The organism is Sulfurimonas sp. (assembly GCF_016744025.1).
Classification (GTDB): domain Bacteria; phylum Campylobacterota; class Campylobacteria; order Campylobacterales; family Sulfurimonadaceae; genus Sulfurimonas.
The window spans coordinates 13,762-28,903 of the sequence record NZ_JADGFC010000020.1 but is presented as its reverse complement, the minus strand read 5'-3'; the positions used below and the strand labels follow the sequence as shown (position 1 = coordinate 28,903).

Here is a 15,142-nt window from a genome sequence, read left to right as displayed (position 1 = left end):
GAGACAGATTTAGGACTACTTCTTATCTTCTGGTATGGCGTTTTACATGCTTTTGGACCAGACCATCTAACTGCAATAGCAGATTTTTCTATCGGTAAGAGCAAAAAAAAGACTATGACGATTACATCTCTATTTGCAATTGGTCATGGACTTACCCTTTTTATATTTGCAAAGATTTTAGACACTTATCATATCAGCGAATCAATTCTTGGCTACGGAGATCTTATCTCTGCATCTGTAATACTAGCTATGGGTGTTTATCTTCTGTATATGGTTTACAATGACCGTATTCAGTTAAAAAAAACATATACATGAGGGAAAAGAACATATTCATATCTGGTTTGGAAAAGAACATGAACATAACAACCGAGATACAAGTTCGGCATTTACTATCGGAGCATTGATGGGTATCGGTGGTGTTAGAGGTATGCTTGTAACTCTAGGTATGGTAGAAGCAGGAAGTGTAGATTTGACAATGGTACTTGCATTTTCACTAGGTGTTATGGTTATTTTCGTAGGATTTGGTAGTGTGATATTGTATATAAATAAAAATTTATTAAACTCAAAACAAAATTTAAAAAGAGTATTTGCAACAGCTGGCGTAATATCAGTAGTTGTTGGCTCTAATATGTTATTAGGATAAGGAAAATATATGTGTAAAGATTGCGGTTGTAGTATAACAGATTCACATGCTCACGGGCATAGTCACTCTCACGGAGAAGATGGTCATTCACATGATCACGGAAGTTCATCACAGCATCAAGATGCACATCAGCATCTACATGATAACCCTCAGTTAAATGATCCTAAAACGATTTCTATTATTACAAAGATTTTAGATAAAAATGATCAAGAAGCTGAGCATAATAGACAACATTTTAACTCGAAAAATGTACTAAGTATAAATCTTATGAGCTCTCCAGGAAGTGGAAAAACAACACTTCTTGAATATTTAGCAGATGTAGCTGACTTTAAATTTGGTGTTGTTGAAGGTGACTTAGAGACAAGTAGAGATGCAGACAGACTTAAAGCAAAAGGCATAGAAGCTCATCAGATTCAAACTGGTTCAGCTTGTCACTTAGATGCATTTATGGTTCATAAAGCTCTTCATCATATGGACTTAGAAAACATGGATGTATGTTTTGTAGAAAATGTAGGAAACCTTGTTTGCCCTGCATCTTATGATGTTGGAAGCCACTTAAATATAGTTCTTGTTTCTATTCCTGAAGGTGAAGACAAGATAGCAAAATATCCTGTAATGTTTCGTCAAGCTGATTTGATTTTATTTACAAAAGTAGACCTTCTTCCATATTTTGAATATGATATAGAGAGAGAAAAAGCAGATGCAAGAAAGCTAAAACCAAACGTTGATATTCTTGAAGTAAGTACAAAAGATGAAGATAGTTTGAAAAAAGTAGCTCAGTGGATTAAGTTTAAAATGGAGATGAGATAATGTGTTTATCCATTCCATCAAAAGTAGTAAAAATAGATAAAGAACTAAACATGGCAACTGTTGACACTATGGGTGTTCAAAGAAATGCTAGTTTAGACCTAATAGAAGAGGGTGAAGTAGTTATTGGTGATTATGTTTTACTTCATATCGGTTTTATTATGAACAAGATTGATGAAGCAGATGCACTAGACTCTCTTGAGTTATACAAAGAGATTATCGAAGCTATGAATGAAGAAGATAGGCAACTGGCGATTTTAGAAGATGATGAGTGCCCAAATAGAGGTGAATAATGGAGTTAGAACTTAAAAACCTTTATGATGATTTTAGAGATGGCAATACGATAAAAGCCTATGCTAAAATGATTAAAGAAGATGCAAAGAAACTAAACAAGCCTATAAATATCATGGAAGTTTGTGGCGGTCATACTCATACAATTATGAAGTTTGGTATTCCTCAACTTTTGCCTGATAACATCAAGTTTGTTCATGGTCCTGGTTGTCCTGTTTGTATTATGCCAAAAGAGAGAATCGACCATGCCTACGTTTTAAGTATGCAAGAAAAAGTCATCTTAGTAACTCTTGGCGATATGATAAAAGTTCCCGGAAGTAAGGGAAGTCTCCAAGATGCAAGAAGTAAGGGTGCAGATGTTCGTTTTGTGTACTCACCACTAGAGTGTCTTAAAATAGCACGTGAAAATCCAGACGCAAATGTAATCTTTTTCGCCATTGGCTTTGAGACTACTACTCCGATGACAGCAGCACTTTTAGATGCAGTGGTAAAACAAGATGTTAAAAATATCTTCTTTCACATAAACCATGTAACAGTTCCTGAGGTTATGAAAGAACTTATCGACTCAAGAGATGTTCATGTAGATAGTTATAATAATAGAATCGACGCTTTTCTTGGGCCATCGCATGTTAGTGTAATAAGTGGAAGCAGAATCTATGAAGAATTTCCTAGAGACTATAAACGACCTGTAGTTGTTACTGGATTTGAACCTGTTGATGTTATGCAGGGAATTTCTATGATAGTAAAGCAGTTTATAGAAGATAGATGTGAACTTGAAATAGAGTACAAAAGACTTGTGACTTATGATGGAAATAAAAAAGCTCAAGAACTAGTGGAGAAATTTTTCCAAAAAGGTGACTTGTTTAAGTGGAGAGGTTTAGGAAACATTCCCGAGAGTGGACTAAGACTAAAAGCAGAGTTTAGTGAGTATGACGCGGAAGTTAAATACAAAGATGTACTTCCACTAGAAGAGATAGAAGACCATAAGCTGTGCATCTGTGGAGATATCCTAAGAGGAATGGCAAGTCCTCCTGAATGTACGATATTTGGAACTGCATGTAAACCAACTTCTCCTGTAGGAAGTTGTATGGTAAGTAGTGAAGGTGCTTGTGCCGCGTATTATAAGTATGGGAATCTGATATAATTATCAAAAATTAAATCATTTTCTAAAGGAATTTTATGAGCGAGTTAGAAAAAAACAAGAACAACCCTCTTCACGGTATTAAATTAAAAGATATTTTAGAGGCGCTTGTTAAACATTATGGTTGGAAAAAACTAGGAAAGATTATAGATATCAGATGTTTTATGTTTGATCCGACTATCAACTCTAGTTTGAAGTTTCTTAGAAAAACACCTTGGGCTAGAACGAAGGTTGAAGAGTTATACCTAGCTATGATAGATGCTAAGTGATAAGAAGTAAACTTCAATACAGCGAGGCACTAAATGCCGAGTCGTAAAAAACTATTTATTATAAGACATGCAAAATCTAGCTGGAAAGATTTAGAACTAAGTGATTTCGATAGACCATTAAATGGTAGGGGCAAAAAAAATGCTCCTATGATGGGTGAAAGACTTAGAGATAAAAATGTTGTTGCTGATATTATCATATCAAGTTCAGCACTAAGAGCAAAAAAAACAGCTAAGATAATTGCAAAAAAAGTAAGATATTCTAAAGAAATTATTTACGATGAGAATATTTATGCTTCTACTGGAATGCTTATTCATAAAATTGTAAAAAAAATTGACGATAAAAATGATAGTGCATTTTTCATAGGACATAATTCAGATTTAAATATGTTTGCACAAGAGTATGTGAATTTTGATGAAAACATAGTTACATGTGGAATTGTTGAAATTGAGTTTGATTGTAAACATTGGAAAGATATTAGTAAGAGTAATGCAAAGTTTATCTCATATGATTATCCAAAAAAGGAACAAAAATGAATTATAGATATATAGGTAAAACAGGACTTAGAGTAAGTCCAATTTGTTTAGGAACTATGGGTTTTGGAAGCTGGAGTGATGAGAAAGAGTCTTTTAAAATTATGGATAAGGCTTATGAGAGAGGTATTAACTTTTTAGATACTGCTGAAGTTTACCCTATACCTGCAAAAGAGTCTTATGCTGGAACTACTGAGACTATCGTAGGTAAGTGGTTAAAAACAAAACAAAGAGACAGTATCATCTTAGCTACAAAAGTAGCTGGTGCGGCTAATGGTTGGTTTGTTCCTCCTATCCGTCATGGTTTAACTGCAATAGATAAGTTTCATATAAAAAGTGCGATAGAGGGAAGTTTAAAAAGACTTCAAACTGACTATATAGATTTATATCAGATGCACTGGCCAGATTCTATTGTTCCTATAGAAGAGTCTTTAAGAGCTTTTGACGAGTTAGTTCAAGAAGGAAAAGTAAGATACTTAGGAACTTCAAATGACACAGCTTACGGACTTACAAAAGCAAATGAGACTTCTAAAAATCTTGGCATCTCTAGATTTGAGTCTATTCAAAACAACTTTTCTTTAAACAATCCAAGATTTTTAGATGAGTTAGCAAATGTTTGTAGAAGAGAGCAGATTTCACTTCTTCCATATTCACCAATAGGCGGTGGAGTTTTAAGTGGAAAGTACAATGGAAAGTTTTATCCTGAGGGAGCGAGATTTTCAGAATATTTAGCAGATGGTGACTCTAGATCAAAAGCTCAGATTGATAGATTTGTTAGTAAAAAAGCTCTGAGTGCAACAGCAAAATATATTGAGATAGCAAACAGACTAGAAATTGCTCCGGTGACTTTAGCTGTGGCATATTCAAAACAGTTTGATTTCGTGGCATCTACTATCATTGGTGCTAGAACTGCTGAGCAATTAAATGCCTCATTTATGGCACTTGACTTAGAACTTAGTGATGAAGTTATGAAAGAGATTCAAGATATACAACTAGATATTATGTATCCAATGGGATAAGAGGAAAACTATAATGACAAAAACAATTACATTAGCTCAAGGTAACGGCGGACAAGAGAACAATGAACTTATTTCAAAAGTATTTTATAAAGCCTTTGCTAATGAGATTTTAGAAAAAAGCGAAGATGCAGCTATTATACATGGTGGTGAACTAGCGTTCTCTACTGATAGTTTTACAGTCTCGCCTCTGTTCTTTCCTGGTGCTGACATAGGTAAGCTTGCAGTTTGTGGAACTTGTAACGACTTAGCGATGATGGGTGCGCAACCTAAGTACTTGACTTGTAGTGTTATTATTGAAGAAGGTTTCCCTGTAAGAGATTTAGAAAAGATAGTTAGAAGTATGAAAAAAGAACTTGAAGTAAACGGTGCTGTAGTTGTAAGTGGCGATACTAAAGTTGTTCCAAAAGGTAGTGTTGATAAGATTTTTATAAATACTACTGGAATTGGAGAAGTCCTTAAAAAAGGAATCAGCTCTAATAACATCACACAAGATGACTTAATACTTGTAAACCGTGATATTGGTTGTCATGGTGCTACTATCTTTGCAGCTCGTGAAGATATAGATATGAGTAGTTCGCTAGAGAGTGATTGTGCCTCACTTTTCCCACAAGTAAAAGCTTTGCTAGATGCAGACATAAAGATAACAGCTCTAAGAGATGCAACAAGAGGCGGAGTAAGTGCCGTTTTAAATGAGTGGTCTAAACAGTCTAACATCTGTATAGAAGTAGAAGAAGCAAAGATGCCAGTTAGTGATGAAGTCAATGGCATCTGTGAGATGTTAGGTTTTGAAGCGGCAGCTCTTGCAAATGAAGGAACTTTTGTTCTGGCTATAAATAAAGAAGATGCCCATAGAGCTGTAGAAATACTAAAAACATTTGAGAATAATTCAGATGCAACGATAATCGCTAAGGTTACAGATGCACATCTTCAAAAAGTTATACTAAACAGTAGCTGGGGTACAAAAAGATTTTTAGATACTCCTAGTGGTGAACTACTTCCTCGCATCTGCTAAATATGAAAATCCTCCTAATCGTCTCAGCATTTAACTCTCTTACTCAGAGAGTCTTTTGTTTTTTGCAAGACGCGGGTCATACTGTATCGATAGAGTTTGCAATAAATGATAAAGAGATGTTAGATGCAGTAGATAATTTCAAACCTGATATTATTTTTTCTCCATTCCTAAAGAAATTTATTCCCAAAGAAATATTTTTAAATACTCCAACTTTTATTTTGCATCCTGGCATACGTGGAGATAGAGGTCATAATGCACTCGATCATGCCATCAGAGATGAAAAACAAGAGTGGGGAGTAGTAATCCTCAAAGCGAATGAAGATTTTGATAGTGGTGAGATATACAGCGAAGTAAAGTTTCCTATGCGAGATGCTTCAAAAGCTTCTATATATAGAGCAGAAGTGGCAGATGCAACGCTAAAAGCTATGAAAGAACTCTTTGTAAATTTAGAAGATGTTAACTTCAAAGCAACTCCTCAACTTCAAACTCCTATGCATAAATATTTAAGTCAAGTTGATAGAGTCATAAACTGGCAAAAAGATACAACTAAAGAGATAATGAAAAAGGTCAGATTTAGTGATAGTTATCCGGGAGTTCTAGATGAGTTCTTTGGATTAAAGTGTTATCTATTTGGTGTATGGCAAGAAGATAAGCTAAAAGGTAAACCTAAAGAAGTTATAGCCAAACGAGATGGAGCTATTTGTGTAGCAACTATTGATGGGGCTGTTTGGATAAGCCACCTTATAGAAGTTGGAAAATTCAAGCTTCAAAGCACATATGTTCTAAAAGATAAAATTAAAGGTATTAAAGAGCTCAGACTTCCTCTTATTTTTGATATGAGTTATAAAACATTTTATGAGATAGGCTCACACAGAGATGGAGATGTCGCATATCTCTGTTTTAACTTTCATAATGGTGCTATGACATCTGAGCAGTGCATAAGACTAAAGTATGCCTTTGATTATATAAAAGAGAGTTCTAAAGTAGTGGTTCTTATAGGTGCTGAGGAGTTCTTCTCAAACGGTATCCATCTAAATGTACTAGAAGACTCTAAAAAGCAGGGAGAAGATGGCTGGAGTAATATAAACGCTATGAATGACATAGTAAAGTCCATCATCTTTTCAGATGAGGTTATATCAGTTGCATCTTTACATAAGAATGCTGGTGCAGGTGGTGTATTTCTAGCACTAGCTTGTGACTATGTAGTTGCATCTCAATCAACTGTACTAAATCCACACTATAAAACCTTAGGACTTAGTGGAAGTGAATATCATACGTACAGCTTACCTAAAAGAGTAGGGGAAGCTAAGTCAAAAGAACTTCTTGAAGCTTGTTTGCCCATAAGTGCTAACAAAGCCAAAGAGATAAAGATGATTGATGAGGTATTTGCCCAAGAGAATTACTTTGAGAGTCTAAGAAGCTTTGCAAGAACTTTGCAAGTTGATGAAGATAATTATGATGAGTATATATATAACAAGCAAGATTATCTAGAAGAAAATAAAGAGTATATAAATAAGTGTAAAGAACAAGAGCTTAAAGTAATGCATCCAGAATTTTGGGATGATAAAAGTGAATTTCATACTTTAAGACACGAATTTGTATATAAAATGTGCCCAATTAAAACACCAGAGAGGTTGAAGAATGCATGAATATAGTATAGTCCAGTCCTTGTTAGATAATTGCGATGACAATGCCAAAGCAAATAATGCAACAAAAGTAATGAAAGTTGTAATAAAGATAGGTGTAATGAGTGGAGTAGAACCAGATCTATTAAAAACTGCATTTGATACCTTTAAAGAAAAAACAATATGCGAAGAAGCAGAGTTCGTTATTAACATACAGAACGTTGTTATCAAGTGTAATGAATGTGAAAAAGAGTCAACATTAAAAGAGTTAGAATATACTTGTCCAAGTTGTAAAAGCAGTGATTTAAAGATAATAGATGGTGAAGATATGTACTTGATGCAATTGGAACTTGAATAAATTATTTTGATTAAATAAAACTTAAAGCTTGATTAGGTATAATTCCGGACTTTTATAAAGATTCAAGGAATTGTATATGTACGCAATTATCAAAAATGGTGGTAATCAATATAAAGTTCAAGAGGGTGACGTTCTATTATTAGACAAAATGTCTCTTGAGCCAAAAGATATCATCGAGATTAAAGAAGTTTTAGCAGTAAACGCTGGTGAGCTTAAAATGGGAGCTCCATTCGTGGATGGTGCTATGGTTACTGCTGAAGTAATTAACGAAGGTCGTGACAGAAAAGTTGTGATATTCAAAAAACGTCGTCGTAAAGACAGTAAAGTTAAAAGAGGTTTCAGAAGAGACTTCACTCGTGTTCGTATCACGAAAATAGCTGCTTAATAGCATAACTAAGGAGATTTCAGATGGCACATAAGAAAGGTCAAGGTAGTACACAGAATAATCGTGACTCGGCTGGTAGAAGACTTGGTGTAAAGAAGTATGGTGGTGAGGCTGTAATAGCTGGTAATATCATCGTTCGTCAAAGAGGAACTAAAGTTCATCCAGGTAAAAACATGGGTATGGGTAAAGATCACACTTTATTCGCACTAATAGACGGTGTTGTTCGATTCGAAAGAAAAGACAAAAAACGTCAACAAGTTTCAATTATACCTGCTGCATAATTCCACAATATTTGAGCTCCGGCTCAAGTGTTTCTTCACTCAACTATTAGGTTTAACACCTAAAATAATAAAAATATTTAACAATTTACTATTTTTTAATCCAAGTGAATTTTTAAGTATTAACAAGTAATTAACCAAGGATATCAAATGTTTACAGATAGTGTCGAATTAACAGTTTCATCAGGAAAAGGTGGACAAGGGTGTGTAGCATTTCGTCGTGAAAAGTTTGTACTAAACGGTGGTCCTAATGGTGGCGACGGTGGAAAAGGTGGAGACATCTGGTTTAGATGTGATAACAATACTCACACACTTTCTCATTTCCAAAAAAGAATGCACATAAAAGCTGATGGTGGAGTTCCTGGTGAAGGTTCTCGTATGACTGGTAAAGCTGGTATTAAAAAAGTAATTATTGTTCCTCCTGGAACTCAAATTTTAGATACTGAGACTGGTGAAATTCTTTTTGATATGGTTAAAGATGGACAAGAAGTTAAGTTTTTACAAGGTGGAAAAGGTGGACTTGGAAATACTCACTTTAAATCACCTACAAATCAAAGACCTACTTATTCTCAACCTGGTGAAAAAGGTGAGACAAGAGCTATTAAACTAGATCTAAAACTTATTGCTGATATTGGACTTGTTGGTTTTCCTAATGTTGGAAAATCTACTCTAATTTCTACAGTTTCAAATGCTACTCCAGAAATAGCTAACTATGAGTTTACAACACTTACACCAAAGCTTGGTCAAGTAAATATCGGTGATTTTGAGTCATTTGTAATGGCAGATATTCCTGGTATTATCGGTGGAGCTCACGAAGGTAAAGGTCTTGGAATTCAATTTTTAAGACATATCGAGAGAACTAAAACTCTTTTATATATGATTGATTTAGCTTCATATAGAGAGTTAAAAGAACAAATTGAAGTACTAAAAGATGAGATTAAATCATTTAGTGAAAAATTAGGTGAAAGTAAATATGCTATCGCTCTTACTAGAGTTGATATTGTTCCACCAGAAGAGATAAATGAGCTTGTAAATGGATTCTTAGAACTTCTTGGTCTTGAAGCTAGTAAAACAAATGAATTTAAATTTGACAGTGAAATGCCATTTTTTGTACAAGATTCAGCAGATGAGACTTTAGGTTATGATAGAACTCTTCCATATTTAGTTGCACCAATATCTTCAGCAACTAGCAAAAATATAGAAGCACTTAAATATTCACTATTTAATTTAGTTCAAACAGACAGAATATAATCATGAAAAGAGTCGTCGTTAAAGTTGGTAGTGCTATTTTAACTCAAGATGACTCTATCGCTCTGGAGCGAATGAAAGCTCTAGTGAGTTTTTTAGTAGGGTTAAAAAAAGAAAATGAAGTGATTTTAGTGTCTTCTGGTGCAGTAGCAGCTGGATATACTAAACTTCAACTTGATCGTAGTGTCCTTGAAAATAAACAAGCACTCGCTTCTATAGGTCAACCAGTTCTTATGCATAAGTATGCTAAAAAGTTTCAAGCTCATAATGTCATCATATCTCAAGTTCTTGTGACTGCAGCAAACTTCAATAAATCAGAAGATATAAATAGAATCAAAAATACAGTTAATACTCTTTTATCTAATGGTGTTATTCCTATAATAAATGAAAATGATGCAACTGCAACAGAAGAGTTAGTTGTTGGAGATAATGATCAACTCTCAGCTTACATAACAAAACATACAGATTCTGATATCTTGATAATACTCTCAGATATAGATGCATACTATAGTGAAGATCCTCATAAAAATAAAGATGCAAAAGTATTAAAAATTGTAAATAACATTGATAAATGTGCTTTAGAAAAGGAAGCAAATCCTCATGGTACATTTGCAACTGGCGGAATAGTTACTAAACTTAAAGCGGCATCTTATCTTTTAGCTTATAATATAGATACTTTTTTAGCAAGTGGTTTTGATCTTAGCGATGTGAAAAGTTATATGCTAGATGATAATCATAAGGGTGGAACACTCTTTACAAAGGTGAGTAATTAATGCGTATAATTTTTATGGGTACTCCAGATTATGCTGAGGCTATTTTAAAGCGTATGATAAATACTCTAGATATGGATGTAGTCGCTGTTTATACTCAACCAGATAAGCCAGTGGGAAGAAAAAAAGTAATGACTCCTCCTGTTGTAAAAACTCTAGCTCAAAAGCACGAAATAAATGTTTACCAACCAAATAGACTTAGAGATGAAGAAACTGTTGAAAACCTTTTGAAAATAGAAGCAGACTTCATAGTTGTAGCAGCTTATGGTCAGATACTTCCTCTTGCAGTTTTACAACATGCTCCATGTATAAATCTTCATGCATCTATACTTCCTGCATATAGAGGTGCAAGTCCAATACAACAAACTCTACTAAATGGAGATTCTAAAACAGGTGTAACAGCTATGCTTATGGATGTTGGACTAGATACTGGTGATATTTTAAAGATAGATGAAATAGATGTTAGTACTGATGAAATGGTTGAGACATTGTTTGATAGACTTACTGTTACTGCAACTGAACTTACAATAGATGTTTTAAATAATTTCAACTCATATACTCCTATTAAACAAGATGATTCACTATCAACGCATTGTGCAAAGATAAGTAAGCAAGATGGTGAAGTTACTTTTAGAAATGCTACAGAGCTTTATAATAAGTACCGTGCATTTACTCCATGGCCTGCAATATACCTAAGTAGTGGTTTAAAATTAAAAAATATAAAACTTGAAGAAAAAGATTCTATTAATGAAAGTGGTAAAATCTTATCTATTGATAAAGAATCAATTGTTGTTGGATGCGAAAAAGGAAGTATTAGAATTTTTAAAGTTCAACCTGCATCTAAAAAAGAGATGGAGATTTCTTCATATATAAATGGTAAGAGACTTAGTCTTGCAGACACTTTATCTTAAGACAATAGGCTCTACACAAAACCATTTAAAAGAGCTTATAAAAACACAAGAGATAAAACTCCCATATGCAGTTGTTTCAGATGCTCAAACAGATGGAATAGGAAGCAGAGAAAATTCTTGGAATTCTTTAGAGGGAAACTTATTTTTATCTTTTGCTCTTGAGTTAAAAAGTTTGCCAAATGATTTAAAACTTGAATCCGCTTCTATTTACTTTGCATTTATCTTAAAAAATACACTTAATAATTTAAATTCAGAAGTTTGGCTTAAGTGGCCTAATGATTTTTATATTAAAGATAAAAAAATTGGTGGTATGATTACAAATATTGTAGACAATGTACTTATTTGTGGGGTAGGGTTAAATTTAACAACACAGCCACAAGGATTCGAAAAGTTAGATATAGAGGTTAATAGAGACGATTTACTTCAAAAATATTTTAAGAATATTGAAAATAATGCTTCATGGAAGCAAGTTTTTAGTAAATATCAGTTAGAATTTTACAAGAATAAAAACTTTTTTACACACAACAAAAGTTTAAGAATTCCATTAGAAGATGTAACGCTTCAGAATGATGGTTCCATAGTACGCAACGGCGAAAGGATATATAGTCTAAGATGAGTGAAGTAATAGTAATTGCAAATCAAAAGGGTGGAGTTGGTAAAACAACTACTGCTGTTAACTTAGCTGCGTCACTTGCAGTAGCAGAAAAAAAAGTGCTTTTGATAGACTCAGACCCACAGGCTAATGCTACAACGTCATTAGGCTTTCATCGTAATGATTATGAGTTTAATATATATCATGTATTAATAGGTACAAAAAAACTAAAAGACATTATTTTAAAGTCAGACCTACCTACACTTCATTTAGCACCTTCAAATATTGGTCTTGTTGGAATTGAAAAAGAGTATTATGACAATGATAATAAAGATGGTCGTGAGCTTGTATTAAAAAAAGCAATAGCAAATGTTCAAAAAGATTATGATTACATAATTATTGATTCACCACCAGCTCTAGGACCGATGACTATTAATGCTTTATCTGCATCTAATTCAGTAATTATTCCTATACAATGTGAATTTTTTGCTCTTGAAGGTCTTGCGCAACTTTTAAATACAGTTAAACTAGTAAGAAAATCAATTAATCCTAATCTTAGTATAAAAGGTTTTTTACCAACTATGTTTAGCTCTCAAAATAATTTGTCAAAACAAGTTTTTGCTGATCTGTCTCAACACTTTAAAGGCAAATTATTTAAAGATCTTCAAGATAAGTATATAGTAGTTCCTAGAAATGTAAAACTTGCAGAGGCTCCATCTTTTGGAAAGCCAGCTATTTTATATGATGTAAAATCAGTAGGATCAATTGCGTACCAAAATCTAGCACAAACGATAATAGCATAATGAAATCTCAAAAACTCGGCCGTGGTCTTGATGCACTTTTAGGTGAAATAGATGAAGCTTATGAAAATGAAGGTTCATATAGAGATGCTGTTGTTGAGTTATCACTAAAAGAAATTAAACCAAATCCATATCAGCCTAGAAAACATTTTGATGAAAACTCTCTTTTAGAGCTTGGAGAATCTATTAAAAACGATGGTCTTCTTCAGCCTATTGTTGTTACTGAAGATATTGATGGTTATGTACTAATTGCAGGTGAGAGAAGACTTCGTGCATCTAAGTTAGTTAAGCTCAAAACAATTCGTGCAATACTACTTAACTCTGATGAGCAAAAAATGAGACAATTTGCTCTAATAGAAAATATTCAAAGAGATGAATTGAATGCTGTTGAACTTGCTGGAGCATATAGTGAGTTAATTAAGATGTATGAAGTAACTCAAGAAGAGCTTGCAAATAAAATACATAAAAGCAGAACTCATATAACTAATACAATAAGACTTCTTCAACTCTCAGCAAAAACACAAAAAGCTTTAGTTGAGAAAAAGATTACAGCTGGACATGCAAAAGTTTTAATAGGTCTTGATGATAAACAGCAGCAACTTATGGTTAACTCAATAATTGGTCAAAAACTTAGTGTTAGAGAAGTTGAATCAATTATTAAAAATATGAAAGAAGAAAAAAAATCTCCAGTTGTTAAAAACGATTTTGTTGAATATGATTTTTCTCATATTAAAGAAAGATTTGATTTTCTTGGTTTTAAGGCAAAAACTTCTAAAAATAAATTAACTATTGAATTTGATGATGAGAATCAAATAAATGACTTTCTGAGCCGTATCTCAAAATAGTGTTAAAATGATGTGTATATTTCACCTTCTTTATAAAAATTATAAAATTCTTTTAAATTCTTTCTTAGTTTAACTATCCTTTCAATTTTGTAATAGTATAATCACGCAACTTTTAGGAGGTGCTATGTTAGATATAAATCCGATACTACTACTAGCTACATTTGTTGTATTTCTTTCACTAATCGCCGTTCTAAACAGTTGGCTTTATAATCCATTATTTAGCTTTATGAATAAAAGAGACGAAGATATCAAGAAAGATCTACTTAAAGTAGGTAATAATGATGAAGAAATCGACGGTCTTAATTCAAAAGCTCAATTAATAATTACTAATGCTAAACTGGAAGCTGCGGCCCTGAGAGAGAAAGTAATAGAAGATGCTAAAGAGTTAGCAGATAGTAAGTTAGAAGCAAAGCGTGCTGAATTAGCTAGCCAATATTTAGAATTTGAGCAATCACTTTCTGAATCTAAAGAACAGTTAACAAGTGACATTATGTCTCAAGTTCCACTGTTTAAAGAAGCTGTTAAAGCTAAATTTAGTCAAATATAAGGATGTGGTGTGAGTAGAATTTTACTATTGATTATTATGATATCAACTTATGCATTAGCATCTAGTGGTGCAGAGAGCGGAGGAACAGACATTGTTCAAAGAACAGTAAACTTTTTACTATTTTTTGGTCTTGTTTGGTACCTTGTTGCTGAACCTGCTAAAAACTATTTTGCTGCGAGAAGTCAGGGAATTGCTGACGAGTTGCAAAAAGTTCAAGATAAGTTAGGTGAATCTATTTCTCTTAAAAAAGAGGCTCTATCTAAAATTTCTGATGCTGAAAAGTTTGCAGAAGAATTAGTAACAGCTTCAAAAAAAGAAAATAAGATTATCAATGACAATATCATGCTTCAATGTGAAGCAGACTTAGAGACAATTACTAAGCAAAATACAGTTTTAATGGAGTTTGAACAAAGAAAAATGGTTCGTACTGTTGTTGAAAATATATTAAGCGAAGTTCTAAGTCAAAGTAGTGATAGTTTCGATAAAGAAGCTATGGCTAGTGTTATCTTAAAGAAGGTGGCATAAATGGAAGAGTTAATTGCAAAAAGATATATCAAAGCTCTAAAACAGAGTTCTGATGCCCAAGCGATGCAGAATATGACTGTTATATTTTCAGCTCTAGCTGAATCATTTAACGATTCAAAATTCATGGAAATTATTAACAATCCAATGGTAAGTAAAGAACAAAAGTCAGAAATACTTTTAGCAGCAGTAAAACCTGCAGAGTCTGAAACTATTAATTCTTTAATGAAATTACTTGTAGAAAAAAATCGTACTTCTATCATCCCTGCTTTAGCAGAAGGAATGAGAAAAGATACGGCTAATTCTAGTAAAACTTACGCTGGTGTTGTATATAGTGATAGTGATTTAGATGCTAAAGTTATAGAAGATTTAAGTAGTGGTTTAAGTAAAAAATTTGATTCAAATATCTCATTAAATTTTATTAAAGATGATTTTAATGGTATTAAAGTGGATGTAGAAGACCTTGGTGTAGAGATTAATTTTTCTAAAACAAGAATCAATAATCAAATAATAGAACATATAGTAAAAGCAATTTAACTTGATGAGAG

At 33.1% G+C, this 15,142-nt stretch carries 21 protein-coding genes and 1 pseudogene; all 22 read left to right on the top strand.

Translation table 11 applies throughout. The annotated features are described in order from the left end of the window. A pseudogene (locus tag QZZ48_RS04910) lies at positions 1-315 on the top strand (hypothetical protein); the annotation flags it as partial. An 88-nt stretch (positions 316-403) separates the two neighbouring features. Further along, complete coding sequence (locus QZZ48_RS04905; protein ID WP_294962562.1) at positions 404-643, top strand: hypothetical protein; 240 nt, start codon at positions 404-406, stop codon at positions 641-643. A 9-nt stretch (positions 644-652) separates the two neighbouring features. Beyond that, a complete protein-coding gene (gene hypB, locus QZZ48_RS04900) occupies positions 653-1,453 on the top strand; it encodes a hydrogenase nickel incorporation protein HypB (RefSeq protein WP_294962559.1) in 801 nt (266 codons plus the stop codon). Next, complete coding sequence (locus tag QZZ48_RS04895; RefSeq protein WP_294962556.1) at positions 1,453-1,743, top strand: HypC/HybG/HupF family hydrogenase formation chaperone; 291 nt, start codon at positions 1,453-1,455, stop codon at positions 1,741-1,743. Before hypB ends, QZZ48_RS04895 begins: the two co-directional genes overlap by 1 nt. Further along, positions 1,743-2,885, top strand: a complete 1,143-nt coding sequence (hypD, locus tag QZZ48_RS04890) for a hydrogenase formation protein HypD (protein WP_294962553.1) — start codon at positions 1,743-1,745, stop codon at positions 2,883-2,885. Before QZZ48_RS04895 ends, hypD begins: the two co-directional genes overlap by 1 nt. Positions 2,886-2,920: 35 nt before the next feature. Then, positions 2,921-3,151, top strand: a complete 231-nt coding sequence (locus tag QZZ48_RS04885; RefSeq protein WP_294962550.1) for a VF530 family protein — start codon at positions 2,921-2,923, stop codon at positions 3,149-3,151. A 33-nt stretch (positions 3,152-3,184) separates the two neighbouring features. Continuing rightward, on the top strand, positions 3,185-3,685 hold the full coding sequence (locus tag QZZ48_RS04880) for a histidine phosphatase family protein (RefSeq protein WP_294962547.1): 501 nt from the start codon (positions 3,185-3,187) through the stop codon (positions 3,683-3,685). Then, positions 3,682-4,701: an aldo/keto reductase gene (locus tag QZZ48_RS04875; RefSeq protein WP_294962545.1), complete on the top strand. Its 1,020-nt coding sequence runs from the start codon at positions 3,682-3,684 to the stop codon at positions 4,699-4,701. Before QZZ48_RS04880 ends, QZZ48_RS04875 begins: the two co-directional genes overlap by 4 nt. A gap of 13 nt (positions 4,702-4,714) precedes the next feature. Beyond that, entirely contained in the window at positions 4,715-5,713 is a 999-nt protein-coding gene (gene hypE, locus QZZ48_RS04870) for a hydrogenase expression/formation protein HypE (RefSeq protein WP_294962542.1), read from the top strand. A gap of 2 nt (positions 5,714-5,715) precedes the next feature. Beyond that, positions 5,716-7,362 carry a hydrogenase maturation protein gene (locus tag QZZ48_RS04865; RefSeq protein ID WP_294962538.1) on the top strand — a complete coding sequence of 549 codons (1,647 nt, stop codon included), beginning with the start codon at positions 5,716-5,718 and terminating at the stop codon, positions 7,360-7,362. Next, a complete protein-coding gene (gene hypA, locus QZZ48_RS04860; RefSeq protein WP_294962535.1) occupies positions 7,355-7,696 on the top strand; it encodes a hydrogenase/urease nickel incorporation protein HypA in 342 nt (113 codons plus the stop codon). The genes QZZ48_RS04865 and hypA overlap by 8 nt, the downstream gene beginning before the upstream one ends. 76 nt (positions 7,697-7,772) lie before the next feature. Continuing rightward, positions 7,773-8,081 (top strand): 50S ribosomal protein L21, encoded by a 309-nt coding sequence (gene rplU, locus QZZ48_RS04855; RefSeq protein WP_294962533.1) that lies wholly within the window; start codon positions 7,773-7,775, stop codon positions 8,079-8,081. Positions 8,082-8,104: 23 nt separating this feature from the next. Next, a complete protein-coding gene (rpmA, locus tag QZZ48_RS04850; RefSeq protein ID WP_294962531.1) occupies positions 8,105-8,362 on the top strand; it encodes a 50S ribosomal protein L27 in 258 nt (85 codons plus the stop codon). A gap of 147 nt (positions 8,363-8,509) precedes the next feature. Continuing rightward, the gene (gene obgE / locus QZZ48_RS04845) at positions 8,510-9,610 is read left to right on the top strand and encodes a GTPase ObgE (RefSeq protein ID WP_294962528.1); all 1,101 of its coding nucleotides are present in this window, start codon (positions 8,510-8,512) and stop codon (positions 9,608-9,610) included. Between the two features lie 2 nt (positions 9,611-9,612). Continuing rightward, complete coding sequence (gene proB, locus QZZ48_RS04840) at positions 9,613-10,380, top strand: glutamate 5-kinase (RefSeq protein WP_294962525.1); 768 nt, start codon at positions 9,613-9,615, stop codon at positions 10,378-10,380. Beyond that, on the top strand, positions 10,380-11,288 hold the full coding sequence (gene fmt, locus QZZ48_RS04835) for a methionyl-tRNA formyltransferase (RefSeq protein ID WP_294962523.1): 909 nt from the start codon (positions 10,380-10,382) through the stop codon (positions 11,286-11,288). The genes proB and fmt overlap by 1 nt, the downstream gene beginning before the upstream one ends. After that, complete coding sequence (locus tag QZZ48_RS04830) at positions 11,269-11,904, top strand: biotin--[acetyl-CoA-carboxylase] ligase (protein WP_294962521.1); 636 nt, start codon at positions 11,269-11,271, stop codon at positions 11,902-11,904. The genes fmt and QZZ48_RS04830 overlap by 20 nt, the downstream gene beginning before the upstream one ends. Then, on the top strand, positions 11,901-12,683 hold the full coding sequence (locus tag QZZ48_RS04825; protein ID WP_294962519.1) for an AAA family ATPase: 783 nt from the start codon (positions 11,901-11,903) through the stop codon (positions 12,681-12,683). The genes QZZ48_RS04830 and QZZ48_RS04825 overlap by 4 nt, the downstream gene beginning before the upstream one ends. Further along, entirely contained in the window at positions 12,683-13,525 is an 843-nt protein-coding gene (locus QZZ48_RS04820) for a ParB/RepB/Spo0J family partition protein (protein ID WP_294962516.1), read from the top strand. The genes QZZ48_RS04825 and QZZ48_RS04820 overlap by 1 nt, the downstream gene beginning before the upstream one ends. A gap of 124 nt (positions 13,526-13,649) precedes the next feature. Continuing rightward, positions 13,650-14,072, top strand: a complete 423-nt coding sequence (locus QZZ48_RS04815) for a FoF1 ATP synthase subunit B' (protein WP_294962513.1) — start codon at positions 13,650-13,652, stop codon at positions 14,070-14,072. Positions 14,073-14,081: 9 nt separating this feature from the next. Then, entirely contained in the window at positions 14,082-14,597 is a 516-nt protein-coding gene (locus QZZ48_RS04810; RefSeq protein ID WP_294962511.1) for a F0F1 ATP synthase subunit B, read from the top strand. Beyond that, the gene (locus tag QZZ48_RS04805) at positions 14,598-15,131 is read left to right on the top strand and encodes a F0F1 ATP synthase subunit delta (RefSeq protein WP_294962508.1); all 534 of its coding nucleotides are present in this window, start codon (positions 14,598-14,600) and stop codon (positions 15,129-15,131) included. It begins immediately after the preceding gene. The last annotated feature ends 11 nt before the right edge of the window (positions 15,132-15,142 follow it).

Excerpts from the sequence above, each read along its gene's own strand:
- QZZ48_RS04905 (WP_294962562.1), top strand. The coding sequence starts at position 404 with ATGGGTATCGGTGGTGTTAGAGGTATGCTTGTAACTCTAGGTATGGTA.
- hypB (WP_294962559.1), top strand. The coding sequence starts at position 653 with ATGTGTAAAGATTGCGGTTGTAGTATAACAGATTCACATGCTCACGGG.
- QZZ48_RS04895 (WP_294962556.1), top strand. The coding sequence starts at position 1,453 with ATGTGTTTATCCATTCCATCAAAAGTAGTAAAAATAGATAAAGAACTA.
- hypD (WP_294962553.1), top strand. The coding sequence starts at position 1,743 with ATGGAGTTAGAACTTAAAAACCTTTATGATGATTTTAGAGATGGCAAT.
- QZZ48_RS04885 (WP_294962550.1), top strand. The coding sequence starts at position 2,921 with ATGAGCGAGTTAGAAAAAAACAAGAACAACCCTCTTCACGGTATTAAA.
- QZZ48_RS04880 (WP_294962547.1), top strand. The coding sequence starts at position 3,185 with ATGCCGAGTCGTAAAAAACTATTTATTATAAGACATGCAAAATCTAGC.
- QZZ48_RS04875 (WP_294962545.1), top strand. The coding sequence starts at position 3,682 with ATGAATTATAGATATATAGGTAAAACAGGACTTAGAGTAAGTCCAATT.
- hypE (WP_294962542.1), top strand. The coding sequence starts at position 4,715 with ATGACAAAAACAATTACATTAGCTCAAGGTAACGGCGGACAAGAGAAC.
- QZZ48_RS04865 (WP_294962538.1), top strand. The coding sequence starts at position 5,716 with ATGAAAATCCTCCTAATCGTCTCAGCATTTAACTCTCTTACTCAGAGA.
- hypA (WP_294962535.1), top strand. The coding sequence starts at position 7,355 with ATGCATGAATATAGTATAGTCCAGTCCTTGTTAGATAATTGCGATGAC.
- rplU (WP_294962533.1), top strand. The coding sequence starts at position 7,773 with ATGTACGCAATTATCAAAAATGGTGGTAATCAATATAAAGTTCAAGAG.
- rpmA (WP_294962531.1), top strand. The coding sequence starts at position 8,105 with ATGGCACATAAGAAAGGTCAAGGTAGTACACAGAATAATCGTGACTCG.
- obgE (WP_294962528.1), top strand. The coding sequence starts at position 8,510 with ATGTTTACAGATAGTGTCGAATTAACAGTTTCATCAGGAAAAGGTGGA.
- proB (WP_294962525.1), top strand. The coding sequence starts at position 9,613 with ATGAAAAGAGTCGTCGTTAAAGTTGGTAGTGCTATTTTAACTCAAGAT.
- fmt (WP_294962523.1), top strand. The coding sequence starts at position 10,380 with ATGCGTATAATTTTTATGGGTACTCCAGATTATGCTGAGGCTATTTTA.
- QZZ48_RS04825 (WP_294962519.1), top strand. The coding sequence starts at position 11,901 with ATGAGTGAAGTAATAGTAATTGCAAATCAAAAGGGTGGAGTTGGTAAA.
- QZZ48_RS04820 (WP_294962516.1), top strand. The coding sequence starts at position 12,683 with ATGAAATCTCAAAAACTCGGCCGTGGTCTTGATGCACTTTTAGGTGAA.
- QZZ48_RS04815 (WP_294962513.1), top strand. The coding sequence starts at position 13,650 with ATGTTAGATATAAATCCGATACTACTACTAGCTACATTTGTTGTATTT.
- QZZ48_RS04805 (WP_294962508.1), top strand. The coding sequence starts at position 14,598 with ATGGAAGAGTTAATTGCAAAAAGATATATCAAAGCTCTAAAACAGAGT.